The sequence below is a fragment of the Mycobacterium sp. genome (assembly GCF_044342925.1).
In the GTDB taxonomy this organism is placed as follows: Bacteria; Actinomycetota; Actinomycetes; order Mycobacteriales; family Mycobacteriaceae; genus Mycobacterium.
Window position 1 is genome coordinate 1 of sequence record NZ_JBIIOV010000073.1, and the last position, 14,962, is coordinate 14,962.

General features: G+C 67.5%; 15 protein-coding genes and 2 pseudogenes. 14 read left to right on the forward strand and 3 right to left on the reverse strand.

The features are described 5' to 3' along the window. Positions 1–1,741, reverse strand: a pseudogene (locus ADBZ6I_RS09520) (arylsulfatase); the annotation flags it as partial. Positions 1,742–2,416: 675 nt separating this feature from the next. Here ADBZ6I_RS09520 and ADBZ6I_RS09525 point away from each other — a divergent pair. The 11 genes and pseudogenes from ADBZ6I_RS09525 to ADBZ6I_RS09575 form a co-directional block, all read left to right on the forward strand. Then, a pseudogene (locus tag ADBZ6I_RS09525) lies at positions 2,417–2,620 on the forward strand (hypothetical protein); the annotation flags it as partial. A gap of 15 nt (positions 2,621–2,635) precedes the next feature. Then, positions 2,636–3,817: an alanine racemase gene (gene alr, locus ADBZ6I_RS09530; RefSeq protein WP_526383178.1), complete on the forward strand. Its 1,182-nt coding sequence runs from the start codon at positions 2,636–2,638 to the stop codon at positions 3,815–3,817. A gap of 106 nt (positions 3,818–3,923) precedes the next feature. Further along, a complete protein-coding gene (locus ADBZ6I_RS09535; protein WP_526383180.1) occupies positions 3,924–4,982 on the forward strand; it encodes an alpha/beta fold hydrolase in 1,059 nt (352 codons plus the stop codon). Continuing rightward, on the forward strand, positions 4,975–5,448 hold the full coding sequence (gene tsaE, locus ADBZ6I_RS09540) for a tRNA (adenosine(37)-N6)-threonylcarbamoyltransferase complex ATPase subunit type 1 TsaE (RefSeq protein ID WP_526383160.1): 474 nt from the start codon (positions 4,975–4,977) through the stop codon (positions 5,446–5,448). Before ADBZ6I_RS09535 ends, tsaE begins: the two co-directional genes overlap by 8 nt. Then, positions 5,445–6,101 (forward strand): tRNA (adenosine(37)-N6)-threonylcarbamoyltransferase complex dimerization subunit type 1 TsaB, encoded by a 657-nt coding sequence (gene tsaB / locus ADBZ6I_RS09545; RefSeq protein ID WP_526383162.1) that lies wholly within the window; start codon positions 5,445–5,447, stop codon positions 6,099–6,101. Before tsaE ends, tsaB begins: the two co-directional genes overlap by 4 nt. Next, on the forward strand, positions 6,098–6,559 hold the full coding sequence (gene rimI, locus ADBZ6I_RS09550) for a ribosomal protein S18-alanine N-acetyltransferase (RefSeq protein ID WP_526383164.1): 462 nt from the start codon (positions 6,098–6,100) through the stop codon (positions 6,557–6,559). Before tsaB ends, rimI begins: the two co-directional genes overlap by 4 nt. Further along, positions 6,556–7,677 carry a tRNA (adenosine(37)-N6)-threonylcarbamoyltransferase complex transferase subunit TsaD gene (tsaD, locus tag ADBZ6I_RS09555; protein WP_526383166.1) on the forward strand — a complete coding sequence of 374 codons (1,122 nt, stop codon included), beginning with the start codon at positions 6,556–6,558 and terminating at the stop codon, positions 7,675–7,677. The genes rimI and tsaD overlap by 4 nt, the downstream gene beginning before the upstream one ends. Before the next feature lie 286 nt (positions 7,678–7,963). Then, complete coding sequence (groES, locus tag ADBZ6I_RS09560) at positions 7,964–8,266, forward strand: co-chaperone GroES (RefSeq protein ID WP_313676256.1); 303 nt, start codon at positions 7,964–7,966, stop codon at positions 8,264–8,266. A gap of 126 nt (positions 8,267–8,392) precedes the next feature. After that, entirely contained in the window at positions 8,393–10,012 is a 1,620-nt protein-coding gene (groL, locus tag ADBZ6I_RS09565; protein ID WP_526383168.1) for a chaperonin GroEL, read from the forward strand. 553 nt (positions 10,013–10,565) lie between these two features. Further along, entirely contained in the window at positions 10,566–11,225 is a 660-nt protein-coding gene (locus ADBZ6I_RS09570) for a VldE C-terminal domain-containing protein (protein WP_526383182.1), read from the forward strand. Between the two features lie 355 nt (positions 11,226–11,580). Continuing rightward, a complete protein-coding gene (locus ADBZ6I_RS09575) occupies positions 11,581–11,949 on the forward strand; it encodes a hemophore-related protein (protein WP_526383170.1) in 369 nt (122 codons plus the stop codon). A gap of 9 nt (positions 11,950–11,958) precedes the next feature. On the opposite strand, the gene ADBZ6I_RS09580 is transcribed toward ADBZ6I_RS09575, so the two are convergent. Then, positions 11,959–12,117: an HNH endonuclease signature motif containing protein gene (locus ADBZ6I_RS09580; protein ID WP_526383172.1), complete on the reverse strand. Its 159-nt coding sequence runs from the start codon at positions 12,115–12,117 to the stop codon at positions 11,959–11,961. 140 nt (positions 12,118–12,257) lie between these two features. After that, the gene (locus ADBZ6I_RS09585) at positions 12,258–12,551 is read right to left on the reverse strand and encodes a WhiB family transcriptional regulator (protein WP_526383184.1); all 294 of its coding nucleotides are present in this window, start codon (positions 12,549–12,551) and stop codon (positions 12,258–12,260) included. A 319-nt stretch (positions 12,552–12,870) separates the two neighbouring features. Here ADBZ6I_RS09585 and ADBZ6I_RS09590 point away from each other — a divergent pair, with 319 nt between their 5' ends. The 3 genes from ADBZ6I_RS09590 to ADBZ6I_RS09600 form a co-directional block, all read left to right on the forward strand. Beyond that, entirely contained in the window at positions 12,871–13,692 is an 822-nt protein-coding gene (locus ADBZ6I_RS09590) for a hypothetical protein (protein ID WP_526383174.1), read from the forward strand. An 82-nt stretch (positions 13,693–13,774) separates the two neighbouring features. Further along, complete coding sequence (locus ADBZ6I_RS09595) at positions 13,775–14,353, forward strand: RNA polymerase sigma factor (protein WP_526383186.1); 579 nt, start codon at positions 13,775–13,777, stop codon at positions 14,351–14,353. Beyond that, positions 14,346–14,962: anti-sigma-D factor RsdA (locus ADBZ6I_RS09600; protein WP_526383176.1), on the forward strand; the 617-nt coding region annotated here is incomplete at its 3' end. The genes ADBZ6I_RS09595 and ADBZ6I_RS09600, both read left to right, overlap by 8 nt.

Here is a 14,962-nt window from a genome sequence, read left to right on the forward strand (position 1 = left end):
GGCGGCGGCTTTCCAGCCGTCCTGCCAGATACCGCGGGTGCCCAGCATCGCGTAGTACTGCCGCTTGCGGGTGGTCGGAGCGTTGGCGTCATCGAAGCTGTAGCGCATCGAGGTCCCGTTGAGCGGGTACTGCTTGATACCCCTGAACACCTCGGGCATCTCCACGCCCCGCCACATCCAAAATCGTGGCGGCCACATCGATGGCGTGGTGGTACTGGTTGCGCACCTCGCCCCGGGCTTTGATGCCCTTGGGCCAGGAGACGATCATGGGATCAGCCGTCCCGCCGGCGTACTGGGCATAGCGCTTGAACATCTTGAACGGTGTCGAGAACGCCATCGCCCACCCGGTCGGGTAATGGTTGTAGGTGTCCGGGCCGCCCAGGGTGTCGATGTACTTCATGTTCTCGGACAACTCATCGGGATAGCCGTTGAAGAACTTGTTCTCATTCACCGAGCCGTTCGGCGAGCCTTCACCGGAGGCCCCGTTGTCCGAGCAGTAGAAGACGATGGTGTTCTCCAACTGCCCGGTCTGCTCCAGGTAGTCGATGATCCGGCCCACCTCCATATCGGTGTACTCGGAGAACCCGGCGTACACCTCGGCCATTCGCGCGAACAGCTTCTTCTCATCGGCGTTGAGCGAATTCCACGGCCGCACAGCGTCATTGGGCGCCGCGATGTCCTCCGGCATCGGGTTGACCGGCGTCATCTTGGTGCCCTCGGGGAAGATGCCCTTCTGAATCATCCGGGGCAGCACCCAGTCCCGGTAGGCCTCGTAGCCGTCGTCGAACTTGCCCTTGTACTTGTCGATGTACTCCTGCGGAGCATGGTGCGGGGCATGATTGGCCCCCGGGCAGAACCACATGTACCAGGGCTTGGACGGATTGGACGACTTCTGATCGCGGATCATCCGGATCGCCTGATCGGTCAGGTCTTTGGAGAGGTGGTAGCCCTCCTCCGGGCTGAAGGGCTGCTCGATGAACCGGTTGTCCTCGATCAGGTCGGGGTACCAGTTGTTGGTCTCGCCGCCGATGAACCCGTAGAACCGGTCGAAGCCCTTCTGCATCGGCCACTCCGACTTGCTGCCGCCGCTGGACACGTCCTCCTCGGGAACATTGTGGTTCTTGCCGAGGAAGAAGGTGCTGTAGCCGTTGTCCTGCAAGACTTGCGCCACGGTGGCGCACTGCGCGGGAAGCCGGCACGCCGCGCCCGGAAACCCGTTGGAGCCCTCGGTGATCACGCCGCTGCGGTTGACGTGGTGGTTGCGCCCGGTCAGGAAACACGACCGCGTCGGCGAGCACAGCGCGGTGGTGTGCCACTGGGTGTACATCAGGCCGTTGTCGGCCAGCTTCTGCAGCACCGGCATATTGATCCGCCCGCCGTACGGCGACCAGGCGGCCATGCCGGTGTCGTCGTAGAGCACCACCAGGATGTTCGGCGCGCCCTCGGGCGCCTTCTTCAGCTCGAAGGGCTTCCAGTCCGGCGTCGAATCACGAACATCCAGTTCGATCTTGCCCTCGAACCCCTCGTTGATGCCCGTGCCGTACCCGGGCGGACCGTCACCACCGCTACCAGCCACACCACCGCCACCACCACCGTCCTTGGAGCAGCCCGCAGCAAGGGCACCCGCGGCCGCCACACCGGCCCCGGCAGCCACACCGCCGAGGATCTTGCGTCGCGACAAACCCCCGCCATCGGGTTGCTTTTCAGGAGTCGCGGACCAGTCGGTATCACTATCGTTCATTGGAAAGAACCCCTATTCGTCTCCAGTGGCAACCGAGCGGGCGATGCGCCAAGTGCTCATCCTGTACTAGGTGGCAATGTCAGTCAAGCGTACGACTTTGGCGCGCCGTGTCCCGGCGGTACTCACTGGAATCGGAACGGTGTCCTTGCGTGCGGCCGCGCACGCAGCTTGTGGTCGAAGCACCGATCCACGCCCGGACCTTCCGCAAACCACTCGCCGGTATCCAGCTGCCCGGCAAGATAACCGCCGGAGCGGTACACGCCTGGCGTGACCCCGCGTCCAAGTCATTCGGGCCTGCCGCAGCCCGCAGCCAGGCGGAGCGCCCGCACCGGGTCGCCGTGCTCCGCAGCCAGCACCGCGACCGGATCGGCCTGCCGCCGCCGATCACGGAAGCACCCTCGCGGTCGGGTTGGCGAAGCAGTCCTTGGGCGAGGAAGTTACGCAGACATCGAACCCGATCAACGACTTCCTGCCGCTGCGCGTTCGTCACCGTGACAATTTCAAGAGGTCTGAATTAATTGGCGTAATCAAATGCCTTGAATAGTCATGGCGTTTCGAGGGACTACAGTCACTACTTACTGGAATTGAGATCACAAATCTGCCCGAGGTTTGAAGCCCTCAACGGCCCTTTGTCTTACGCTCCGTTTTGGTGTCCGGGAGAGGAAGACATCCCGGTCCGCGGCGTCGCGCTCGTACGGCTGGCAGGTCCCCGCCTACACCATGCCCGACGGCGCCGCCGACGTCTCGGTGCTACGGGTGGTGGTCCGCGAGGGCTTCTCGGCCGACCTCGCCCGCTCGCTGTGGGAGGATCTGCGCGCCGTGCTCAACCACCTCGACGCCATCTGGGGGAAGCCCACTGACCCATCTGGGAGAATCTGATCCGGTGACATGACCATGAAGACCACGCCGTTGACGACTCCGACCCAACCGGCCGCCGCCGCAGTCAACGGCGAGGCCGTGGTCGATCTGGCCGCTATCGGGCACAACGTGCGGGTTCTGCGCGAACACGCCGGATCTGCCGAGGTCATGGCGGTGGTCAAGGCCGACGGCTACGGGCACGGGGCCGTCGAGGTGGCCCGGGCCGCGGTGGCCGCCGGCGCGGCAGAACTCGGCGTCGCCACCGTCGAGGAAGCGCTGGAACTGCGCCGCGCCGGCATCGACGCGCCGATCCTGGCCTGGCTGCACGTCCCCGGGACCGACTTCGCTCCGGCCCTGCGGGCCGATGTGCAGATCGGGGTTTCCTCGGTGCGCCAAGTCCACGACGTCGTCGACGCGGTCCGCCGGACCGGCAGCACCGCGTCGATCACCATCAAGGTCGACACCGGCCTGAACCGCAACGGGGTCAGCGCGCGGGACTATCCCGACGTTCTCGACGCGGTGCGCCGGGCCGCCGCCGACGACGCGGTGCGAGCGCGGGGCATCATGTCGCACATGGTGGCCGGCGACGAACCGGACAACCCGCTCAATGACGTTCAGGCGCAACGGTTCGCCGACATGCTCGACGTGGCCCGACGCTCCGGCGTCGACTACGAGGTGGCGCACCTGTCGAATTCGCCCGCGGCCATGACCCGGCCCGATCTGGCCTTCGACATGGTCCGCCCCGGCGTCGCGGTGTACGGCCTCAGCCCGGTGCCCGAACTCGGCCCGATGGGCCTGTTGCCGGCCATGACCCTGCACTGTCCGGTGGCGATGGTCAAGGCCGTGCGCGCCGGCGAGGGCGTCTCCTACAACCACACCTGGATCGCCGACTGCGACACCACGGTCGCACTGCTGCCGCTGGGCTACGCCGACGGCGTGTTCCGGGCACTGGCCGGGCGCATCGATGTACTGATCAACGGCCGGCTGCGCCGCAGCGTCGGACGTGTCTGCATGGACCAGTTCGTGGTCGACCTCGGCCCTGGCGTGCCCGACGTCGCCGAGGGCGATCGCGCAGTGCTGTTCGGACCGGGCATCGACGGCGAACCCACCGCCCAGGACTGGGCCGAGGCGATCGGCACTATCCACTACGAGGTGGTCAACAGCCCGCGCGGCCGTGTTCGGCGTATCTATCGGGAGGCGGACGGCGATGGCCGGTAACTCTCGCAGGTTCACGTTTCGGCGCCGCCGCCGCGGTGCTTTCGACGCGCACCTGCCCGCGCTGGAAGCCGGGCCCGGCGCCGAGGCCGCGAAGAAGGCCCGGCTGATGGCCGGGTTAGCCGGTCTGAGCGCGGTCGGTACCGCAGCCGGTGTGTCCGCCGCCAGGACGATCCGGTATCGCAAGGCGATCAACGACGCCTACGAGGGCGAGGATTTCGCGCTGCTGGAGGCCGACCGCGGCTGTGTAGTGACCACCACCGACGGCATCCCCCTGGTGGTGCGGGAGGTCGGTCCGGTCACCGCTCCGCTGACGGTGGTCTTCGCGCACGGTTTCTGTATGCGGATGGGCTCTTTCCACTTCCAGCGGGCCGCGCTCGCCGAGCGGTGGGGCGATCAGGTCCGGATGGTGTTCTACGACCAGCGCGGGCACGGCCAGTCCGGCTCCGGCCCGGTCGACACCTACACCGTCGAGCAACTCGGCTGCGACCTGGAAAACATTCTGCAGGTGATGGTTCCGCGCGGCCCGATCATCGTGGTGGGCCATTCGATGGGCGGCATGACGGTGCTGTCGCACGCCCGCCAGTTCCCCGAGCACTACGGTCGCCGCATCGTGGGCGCGGCGATCATCTCCTCCGCCACCGAAGGTGTGACGCGCTCCCCGCTGGGCGAGATCCTGAACAACCCTGCGCTGGAAGCGGTCAAATTCATGGCCCGTTATGCGCCGAACGCGGTGCACCGCACCCGCGGCGCCATCCGCGGGGCGATCCGGCCGATCATCAGGACGGCGTCGTTCGGCGACGACCACATCAGCCGCAGTGTGGTGCAGTTCAACGAGCAGATGATTCACGACACGTCGATCGACACCCTGGTCGCTTTCCTGCACGCGCTGGAGGTCCACGAGGAGACCGCGGCATTGCCGGTGCTGGCCCGCATTCCGACGCTGATCGCCTGCGGCGATCAGGATCTGCTCACCCCGGTGAAGAACTCCGAGGAAATGGCTGCCGCGCTCCCGGATTCGCTGTTGGTGATCGTGCCGGGTGCGGCGCATGTGGTGATGATGGAGCGCCCCGATGTCATCAACGACGCCCTGGTGCGTCTGGTTGAGCGGGCCACCCCGTCGCGGCTGGTCGCGTTCGCCCGGCGGCTGCGAGACCGCATTGAGTGACGTGCGAGTCGAAGCGGGAACGGCGACACTGGCCACCGCGGAGGACACCCTGGCGCTGGGCGCACAGTTCGGCCGGCAGCTGCGCGCCGGCGACGTCGTGGTACTTTCTGGACCGCTGGGGGCGGGAAAGACCATGCTCGCCAAAGGAATTGCGGCGGGTATGGACGTCGATGGCCCGATCACCTCGCCGACGTATGTCCTGGCCCGAGTGCACCGCGCGCGGACGCCCGGCCGGCCGGCGATGGTGCACGTCGATGTCTACCGGTTGCTCGACCACAGTGGTGCCGATCTGACGGCCGAACTGGATTCGCTGGATCTGGACACCGATCTGCAGGACGCTGTCGCAGTGGTCGAGTGGGGCGAAGGACTCGCCGAGCGGCTCTCCGATCACCACCTGCGCATCGATCTTCAGCGGTTGGCCGACAGCGATGCCCGCATCGCGACCTGGCGATGGAGCACAGTGTGAGCCGCATCGTGCTGGCGCTCGACACCGCCACCCCGTCGGTGATCGTCGGGGTACTGCGACGCCACGACGACGGCCGGATCGACACCCTGGCCCAGCTCGTCGCGTTCGGCGCCGGAGCCCACGCCGAACTCCTCACGCCGAAAGTGGTTGCCGCGGTCTCTGATTCGCACCTCTCGATGAGCGATCTAGATGCGGTCGTGGTCGGTTGCGGCCCGGGACCGTTCACCGGATTGCGGATCGGTATGGCCACCGCCGCCGCCTACGGCCACGCCCTGGGCATACAGGTCTATGGCGTGTGTTCGCTGGACGCCATCGGCATCCGCACCGCCGGGGAAGCGCTGGTGGTCACCGACGCCCGGCGGCGGGAGGTGTACTGGGCCCGCTACCGCGACGGTGTCCGTGTCGACGGGCCCGGGGTGTCGGCGCCGTTGGAGGTCCCCGTCGGGGGCGCGCAGTCGGTGGCCGGCTCACCGGCGCACTGCGCGCTGTTCGAACTGCCCCGCATCGGACCTGAGCAGCCGTGGCCCGACGGTCTGGCGGCCGCCGTGGTGGACTGGGATGCAGAGCTGGCGCCGTTGGTCCCGCTGTACCTGCGCCGCCCGGACGCCAAGACGCTGGCTGAACGCGGCATACCGCAGGAGCCTCGGCGGTGAACAGCTCGGTCGATGTGGTGTTCGACGGCCTGGCCCGCCGCGACGCCGCGCGCTGCGCGGAACTGGAGTCGCTGCTGTTCGGCGGCGACGACCCGTGGCCGGAAGCGGCGTTCGTGCGCGAACTGGCGGCCCGGCACAACCGCTATGTCGCCGCCCGGGTGGGCGACACCCTGGTGGGCTACGCCGGCATCTCCCGGCTCGGCCGGGTTCGGCCCTTCGACTACGAGATCCACACCATCGGCGTCGACCCGGCCTACCAGGGTCACGGCATCGGCCGCGCCATGATGACGCGACTGCTCGACGACGTCGATGGTGCGGTGTTCCTGGAGGTCCGCACCGACAACGAGCCCGCCATGGCGCTCTACCAGAGCCTGGGGTTCGTCACTGTCGGTCTGCGTAAGCGCTACTACCGGGCCAGTGGCGCCGACGCCTTCACCATGCGCCGGGAGCCGGCATGACGGCGTCCATTCCCGGGTCGCACGGCTCCTGCCCGCCGGCGTCCATTCCCGGGTCCTGCCCGCCAGCGTCGATTCCCGGGTCCAGCCCGCCGGCTACGACGATTCTGGCCATCGAAACCTCCTGCGACGAGACAGGTGTCGGCATCGCCGCATTGGACGGCGACGGCCGCGTGACGCTGCTCGCCGACGAAGTGGCATCCAGCGTGGACGAGCACGCCCGCTTCGGCGGGGTGGTGCCCGAAGTGGCGTCCCGCGCGCATCTGGAGGCGTTGGGCCCCACCATGCGCCGCGCGCTGGAGGTGGCCGGCATCGCGCGGCCCGACGTGGTGGCCGCGACGATCGGGCCGGGCTTGGCCGGTGCGCTGATGGTGGGAGTGGCCGCGGCCAAGGCCTACGCCGCGGCGTGGGACGTGCCGTTCTATGCCGTCAATCACCTCGGCGGACATCTGGCCGCCGACGTCTACGACCACGGGCCGCTGCCACCCTGCGTGGCGCTGCTGGTCTCCGGCGGGCACACCCATCTGCTGCACGTGCGCTCCCTGGCCGAGCCGATCGCCGAACTGGGCAGCACCGTCGACGACGCCGCAGGGGAGGCCTACGACAAAGTGGCCCGCCTGCTCGGGCTGGGCTACCCCGGTGGCAGGGTGCTCGACGAACTGGCCCACACCGGCGACCCGGACGCGATCACGTTCCCACGCGGCATGACCGGTCCGCGAGACGCCCCGTACGCCTTCAGCTTCTCCGGACTCAAGACCGCCGTCGCCCGCTACGTGGAGTCGCATCCGGACGCCGACATCGCCGACGTCGCGGCCGGCTTCCAGGAAGCCGTCGCCGACGTGCTGACCGCCAAGGCCGTCCGCGCCGCCCGTGACACCGGAGTGTCCACTCTGCTCATCGCCGGCGGGGTGGCCGCCAATTCGCGGCTGCGCGAACTCGCCGAAGAGCGTTGCACCGCGGCCGGTTTGACGCTGCGGGTGCCGCGGCCCCGGCTGTGCACCGATAACGGCGCCATGATCGCCTCGTTCGCGGCGCACCTGGTGGCGGCTGGTGCGGCGCCGTCGACGCTGAATGTGGCCAGCGATCCGGGGTTACCGATCGTTCGCGGACAGGTCTTCTGACCTCGCGGTCGAGCGTGCCTCCAGTGCGACAACCGGCGGCGTATGCCGCACTAGACGCACGTTCGGTGCGGTTTAGGGATCGGTTCCCGCTTCGCCGTCGGCGAATCGCACGGACCCCCCCTTGAGTGCTAGCACTCTCCGGTATAGAGTGCTAGGCGGCAGGCGGCCAGCCCCTGTGTCGGCACCCGCGACGACGGCGCGAGGGCATGGACGAATGCCGAACACCTGGTGAACCCGGTCCGGGGGAAATTCCCGGGCCCAAGAACATCGAATAGTGGAGGACCACGTGGCGAGCGTGAACATCCGGCCCCTCGAGGACAAGATCCTCGTTCAGGCCAACGAGGCCGAGACGACCACCGCGTCGGGTCTCGTCATCCCTGACACCGCCAAGGAAAAGCCCCAGGAGGGCACTGTCGTCGCTGTCGGCCCCGGCCGTTGGGACGAGGACGGCGAGAAGCGGATCCCGCTCGACGTCGCCGAGGGCGACACCGTCATCTACAGCAAGTACGGCGGCACCGAGATCAAGTACGGGGGCGAGGAGTACCTGATCCTGTCGGCCCGTGACGTGCTGGCGGTTGTCAACAAGTAAGCATCATGTGAGCCGCCCCGGAAATCCCCGTGCCTCGTGCCGGGCGGTTTCCGGGGCGGAACACTTTCTCGCACAAGCTAAGTCGCACAGGCCCAGTAGGACAGCTCAACAAGGAATGAAGACAGCATGAGCAAGCAGATCGAGTACAACGAGACCGCCCGGCGCGCCATGGAGGCCGGCGCCGACAAGCTCGCGGCCGCGGTGCGCGTCACGCTCGGCCCGCGCGGCCGGCACGTCGTGCTGGCCAAGTCCTGGGGTGGTCCCACCGTCACCAACGACGGCGTCACCATCGCCCGGGAGATCGACCTCGAGGACCCCTTCGAGAACCTTGGCGCCCAGCTGGTCAAGTCGGTCGCCACCAAGACCAACGACGTCGCCGGCGACGGCACCACCACCGCCACGGTGCTGGCCCAGGCGATCATCAAGGGCGGCCTGCGCAACGTCGCCGCGGGTGCCAACCCGATCGCGCTGGGGATGGGCATCGGCAAGGCGGCCGACCTACTCTCCCAGGCGCTGCTGGACGCGGCCACCCCGGTGGCGGGCAAGACCGGCATCGCCCAGATCGCCACGGTGTCCTCCCGCGACGAGATTGTCGGTGAGATGGTCGGTGAGGCCATGACCAAGGTGGGCACCGACGGTGTGGTCAGCGTCGAGGAGTCCAAGACCATGGACACCTGGCTGGAGGTCACCGAGGGCATCGGCTTCGACAAGGGCTTCATCTCCGCCTACTTCATCAACGACTTCGACGCCCAGGAAGCCGTCCTGGAGGACGCGCTGGTGCTGCTGCATCGGGACAAAGTCAGCTCGCTGCCCGACCTGCTGCCGCTGCTGGAGAAGGTGGCCGAGTCCGGCAAGCCGCTGCTGATCATCGCCGAGGACGTCGAAGGCGAAGCGCTGTCTACCCTGGTGGTCAACGCGATTCGCAAGACCCTCAAGACGGTTGCGGTCAAGGCGCCGTTCTTCGGTGACCGCCGCAAGGCCTTCCTGGAGGACCTGGCCATCGTCACCGGCGGCAAGGTGGTCAACCCCGACGTGGGCCTGTTGCTGCGTGAGGCCGGCCTGGACGTGCTGGGCACCGCCCGTCGCGTCGTGGTCAGCAAGGACGAGACGGTGATCGTCGACGGCGGTGGAACCAGTGAGGACATCGCCAACCGGGTCAAGCAACTCAAGGGCGAGATCGAGTCCACCGATTCGGACTGGGACCGCGAAAAGTTGCAGGAGCGGGTGGCCAAGCTGGCCGGCGGCGTGGCCATCGTCAAGATCGGCGCTGCCACCGAAACCGCCGTGCAGGAGCGCAAGCACCGCGTCGAGGACGGCATCGCGGCGGCCAAGGCCGCTGTCGAGGAGGGCATCGTGGCCGGCGGCGGCAGCGCGCTTGTGCAGGCCCGTGCGGCTCTGAAGCCGTTGCGCGACAGCGTTTCCGGTGACGAGGCCATTGGCGTTGATGTGTTCTCCGAGGCGCTGTCGGCCCCGCTGTTCTGGATTGCGACCAACGCCGGACTGGACGGCGCCGTAGTGGTCAACACGGTGTCGGGGTTGCCGGCTGGACATGGCTTCAACGCCGCAACGCTGACCTACGGCGACCTGCTGGCAGACGGTGTCATCGACCCGGTGAAGGTCACCCGTTCAGCGGTGCTCAACGCCGCCTCGGTGGCCCGCATGGTGCTCACCACCGAGACCGCGATCGTCGAGAAGCCGGCCCAGTCCGAAGGCGGCGGGCACGGCCATCACGGGCACGCTCACTAAGAACACCGACCGATAGGGGAGGGGCGCAACGCTTCGGCGGTGCGCCCCTCTTCGCCAGGTGTGTTGTCCTCCAAGTCTTTTGTGACGTTTGGGAGAACTTTAGGGAGAGCAGCGTCACCAAACCGCGGTAGGGGCGGAAATCGGCGTACGGTAATTCTCATGAATTCGGAGTTTGCACTCCAACTGTCCGACATCCGCCTACTTCAGACTCTGCGACTGCTCGAAGCGACAACGAACGATCATCCTGATCAGGCGGCGGTCGAGGGCGTCTTGGCGGCGATCAGAACGACTCGCGACACCATCGCCGATCTCAGAGCCGCTCTGAGCATCAGTGCGTTGGCGGGGCATCGGGCACCAGCCGCATAACTGACCGGCCGAGTCGGCGTGGCTGGGCCGTGCGACGGAAGACGCGACCCCCTCGTCGCCCACTAGACTCGCGCAAGCGAAGATTGCCCCGTTGCTCGGGTTCGAAAGTAAGGTGCTGGTCGTGGCAAGGGGATTTCCCGCGGGACGCTGGTTGGCGGTGCTGACCTCGGTCGCGGTCTCGGGCGCCATGTTCTACGCCCAGACCAACAACCACGAGACCGGCGCTACCGCGACCGCCCCTACCAGCTCAGCCCCGGCGGACCCGGGTGTCCCGTCCCTTGCCGCGATGCCCGCCGGCACGCCGCCCGTCGCCCACGTGCCCGGCTCTGTCCCGCCACCCGCCGGTGCGCCGGTTGTCGCCAGTGCCGCCGAAGCCCAATTGATGGCCGCCAACGCACCGCCGGAAGCGGCCGTGGACTTCGACTTCGAGCTTCCTGTTGGTAAGGCGCCGGAGCGGGGCCTGCAGATTCACACCATTTGGGCGGCTCGCGCGATCAGCGTGATGTTCCTCGACATCCAGACCATCGGCGGCTTCCGGCAGGACGCGTTGAAGTGGCACCCCAGCGGGTTGGCCATCGACGTGATGATCCCCAATTACCACACCGATGAGGGCATCGAGTTGGGTAACCAGATCGCCGGATACGCACTGGCCAACGCCAAGCGATGGGGGGTGCTGCACGTCATCTGGCGGCAGGGCTTCTACCCCGGCATCGGTGCGCCGAGTTGGACGGCCGATTACGGCAACGAGACTGCCAACCATTTCGACCATGTCCACATCGCCACCGACGGCGGCGGATACCCGACCGGCGCCGAGAAGTACTTCTTCGGATCGATCCGGACCGACTGAAGGTTTGGACTGCTCGCAGCCGAGGTGATTAGCTTGCGGATGTGAACCCGCCTTCGCTCCGCGTCGTCCCCCTGTTGGCTATGGCGGCCGTAGCCGGCGGAGTCGCCGTCGCGCCGACCGCCGGAGCCGACTGCAACACCGTCACCAACAGCACGCTATGTGCCAGCGGCACCGTGTCGGGCAGCTCTGGAGCGCCCGTCGACGTGCCGAGATACAACCCTTACCCCTGTTACGGGAGCCCGGCATGCGATTTTTACGACATCTATAACCCGGGCCTCGTGTTCGATCTGACGCCGGACCGGCCCAGGCCCCAGCCCCGCTAGCCGCATTGTCTATCCGCAGAGGAGTTCTCAACATGTCACCATTCATCCGCCGCGCACTGACCTGCGTCGTTGGCGCCGGCGCGGTCGCCGGAGCGCTGCTGGCCACCGCACCGCTGGCGCCCGCTGATCCGCCCAATTGCACCGCCGCTGACATGGCCGGTGTCGCGGCCGGCGTGTCCGCCGCCACTTCCGCGTACCTGTTCACCCATCCCGACGTGAACCAATTCGTGACGGGTCTGAAGGGCCAGCCGCGCGATCAGGTCATGACGGTGATGCAGGACTACCTCGATGCCCGACCGCAGATCCGCGACGAGATCCGGGCCATCCGCCAGCCTCTGCGCGAGATCCGTGAGCGGTGCGGCGTGGAGAACCCGGCCGGCGCCATGCCGATGGGCCAGTAGCGCCGACTGCTAGACCGCGATGTCGAGTTCGGGCTCGGGTGAGTCGAGAACCGCGTCGAACTCCACCGCTGTCAGATGGATCTTCATCTGCCGAATGACCGGCAGGCATGGCACGAGGTTGCCGATCGCGTCAGTTCCGCCGCGTGCGATGGGAACAAGGTGGTCCACCTCGAACACTCCACCGGTTGGCCAGCCGGTGTAGAAGCACCGGCCAGTATCGATTCCCCTGGCCCTCCATTGGGCGAGTAGTTCGGCACGCTTCAACACGCCCTCAGCGATACCCGTTTTCGCGGGCGTTAATCATCGCCTCAGGCGGTGCGCCGGCGGATCGACCCTTTCAGCATCAATTCCCGCTCGGACTCGCTCAGTCCGCCCCAGATGCCGTATGGCTCGCCGACCTTCAAGGCATGCGCGCGGCACTGGGTGATCACCGGGCACTGCCGGCACATCTGTTTTGCCTGCAATTCTCGCTGCGCGCGGGCGCGGCCGCGTTCGCCGTCGGGGTGGAAGAACACTGCTGAATCGACACCTCTGCAGAGTCCCTGCATCTGCCAATCCCAGACGTCGGTGTTGGGACCGGGCAACTGCTGCGGCTGTAGCATGTGAAAACCTTTCTCTCCGTGCATCGTTCGCACGTACGAGCCATGGAGAATCCACGAGCACAGTCGTCGGTGACCTCTCGCGTCTCCCACGCTAGGAGGGTCGGTGAAACCTCGTCAATAGGGGCCCCGGCGCACGAACGCATCGGGGCAGCACGCGAATTTACGTCGCGTTCATCTTAAGTTCCGCGCGTCACGGCGTTTCCCGGTCTCTTTGCCGATCCCATGACGCGAAACGTCTTGTTTCACAGCTGGAGTTGACACAGCCGTAACCTGGGCAGCACGAACTTTTAACTCTTCGGATTGGTAGCGTCGCGACGCAATGTCACACCACACCGCGGCATCCGAACTTGACGCCGCAGCGTTCGGCGACGACCCGGGCAGCTGGCCGCTGCCATCGGCCCATACTCAACGGGAGTTGTGGCTGCGGGCCGTCGCGGCCGGCGGCCAGGGCCGCTACGGCGCCGCCAACGCCGGCCTTGCCGAATTGCTGCGCGGCCGGCCCGATCCGCGATTGGCCTCGCTGGCCCACAGCGCCCGCGCCTCCTTCCTTCGCCAGCTCGGCTGGCATTGGCGTGCCCATGATTGGGACGGCCGGGCCTGGGCGCTTGCCGGTGACGACCCGGAGGCCGGCGTCGACGCTCTGGCCGGTCTTGCCGCCGACGCCCTGGGCGTGGGCCGGCTGAGGGTGTCGGCCGACCTTTTGGGCCGTGCCAACGGAGTGCTCGAAGACGCCGGTGCTGTGCCAGCCCGGCTGAATATCCGGCTGGCCTGGGTTGGCGCCGAACTGGCGATGGCGGGTGGAGATGGCCGGACGGCCGTCGGCCACGCCCGGCGCGGTGTCGAGTTTGCCGAGGACGCCCTGCCGGCACTGCGCAGGCACCGGGTCAAGAGCGACGTCGTGCTGGCCGCGGCGCTGTGCTGCGCTGGAGACCTGTCGGATTCGCGCGCCGTGGCCGATTCCGCTCTGGCGGCTGCCGACAACTACGCGTTGGTGCCGCTACGGTGGGCGCTGGCCTGCCTGCTGGCAGGCATCGGAAGTGCCGCTCACAGCCAGGGCGCAATTGAAGAGGTCAGAGACCGCAGTGCTGAGTTCGTGACCCGTCATGGCGGCCGGTGGAGAATGCCTGGTGGCCGCCCCTGAGCAGTTTCGGCCGATATTGTCTCTAGCTGAGTCGGGCCTGCCCGAAAAGCCCCTGTCCGTAACGTTGGAGTTGCTGCCGTCGATGACCATTCCAGGAGAGCGTCTCGACGCCGCCGTTGCTGAGGCAGTGGCCGGCAGTCGCGATGCACTTCGGGAGGTAGTGGAGACCATTCGCCCCATCGTGGTCCGGTATGTCCGGGCCCGAATCGGGGCTGCTGAACGCAGTGGTCTTTCAGCTGACGACGTTGCACAGGAGGTTTGCTTGGCCGCCATCCAGGCGCTGCCGCGCTACCAGGATCAGGGACGCCCCTTCCTGGCCTTCGTGTACGGCATCGCTTCGCACAAGGTCGCCGACGCGCATCGCGCGGCGGCCCGCAACCGATCCGAACCCACCGACGTGGTGCCGGAGCGGTTTTCAGTGGAGGCCGGCCCCGAGCAGATGGCGATGCAGTCCGACTCCGCCGCACGGATGAGCAAGCTGATGGCGATCCTGCCGGAGAAGCAGCGCGAAATCCTGACCCTGCGGATCGTGGTTGGGCTGTCCGCCGAGGAGACCGCCGAGGCGGTCGGCAGCACCCCCGGCGCCGTGCGCGTCGCTCAGCACCGCGCCCTGGCGCGGTTGAAGTCCGAGATCGCTGGAGCGGGGTTCGACTATGCCTGACTTCGGAAGGCCCGATTTCGCACGGCCGGACTTCGGAGGCGAGCCCTCCGTTGATGCCGTCCGACGCACCGATTACTTCATCGACGCCCTCGCGGGCGGTCTGCCGGTGACCCCGCAGGACGCCGCCGACGCCGAGCTGGCGGCCCTGCTGGGCGGCTGGCGCGACGAATTGCGCTGGCCGCCGGCCACCGGACTGGTCAGCGAGGCCGACGCTGTGGCCGCGCTCAACGCCGGCCGTAACGATCGACGGTCGATCCCGGGTCGGGATCGCATCGCCGCCTTCGCCGACACCCCGGCCAACCCGCGACGGCACCGCCGCGGTCTGAGTGTGGTGGGTGCGGCCGCCGCCGCGGTGCTGTGCATCGGCGGCTTCGGCGCGGTGGTGGCCGGGTCCGGACCCGGCGACTCGCTGTACGGCCTGCGCACCATGCTCTTCGGTACGCAGAAGCAGGTGCGTGACGATCAGGTGGGGCTGGCGGCCAAGACCGAACTGGCCCAGGTTCAGGACCTCATTGCCCGCGGCGACTGGGATCAGGCCCAAGACAAACTGGTCGCGGTCAGCGACCAGGTGGCCAGCATCGGCGATGAAGAGCAGAAGCAGGAATTGCT

Excerpts from the sequence above, each read along its gene's own strand:
- groL (WP_526383168.1), top strand. The coding sequence starts at position 8,393 with ATGAGCAAGCAGATCGAGTACAACGAGACCGCCCGGCGCGCCATGGAG.
- ADBZ6I_RS09570 (WP_526383182.1), top strand. The coding sequence starts at position 10,566 with ATGTTCTACGCCCAGACCAACAACCACGAGACCGGCGCTACCGCGACC.
- ADBZ6I_RS09535 (WP_526383180.1), top strand. The coding sequence starts at position 3,924 with ATGGCCGGGTTAGCCGGTCTGAGCGCGGTCGGTACCGCAGCCGGTGTG.
- ADBZ6I_RS09575 (WP_526383170.1), top strand. The coding sequence starts at position 11,581 with ATGTCACCATTCATCCGCCGCGCACTGACCTGCGTCGTTGGCGCCGGC.
- alr (WP_526383178.1), top strand. The coding sequence starts at position 2,636 with ATGAAGACCACGCCGTTGACGACTCCGACCCAACCGGCCGCCGCCGCA.
- tsaD (WP_526383166.1), top strand. The coding sequence starts at position 6,556 with ATGACGGCGTCCATTCCCGGGTCGCACGGCTCCTGCCCGCCGGCGTCC.
- ADBZ6I_RS09590 (WP_526383174.1), top strand. The coding sequence starts at position 12,871 with ATGTCACACCACACCGCGGCATCCGAACTTGACGCCGCAGCGTTCGGC.
- ADBZ6I_RS09585 (WP_526383184.1), bottom strand. The coding sequence starts at position 12,551 with ATGCTACAGCCGCAGCAGTTGCCCGGTCCCAACACCGACGTCTGGGAT.
- ADBZ6I_RS09595 (WP_526383186.1), top strand. The coding sequence starts at position 13,775 with ATGACCATTCCAGGAGAGCGTCTCGACGCCGCCGTTGCTGAGGCAGTG.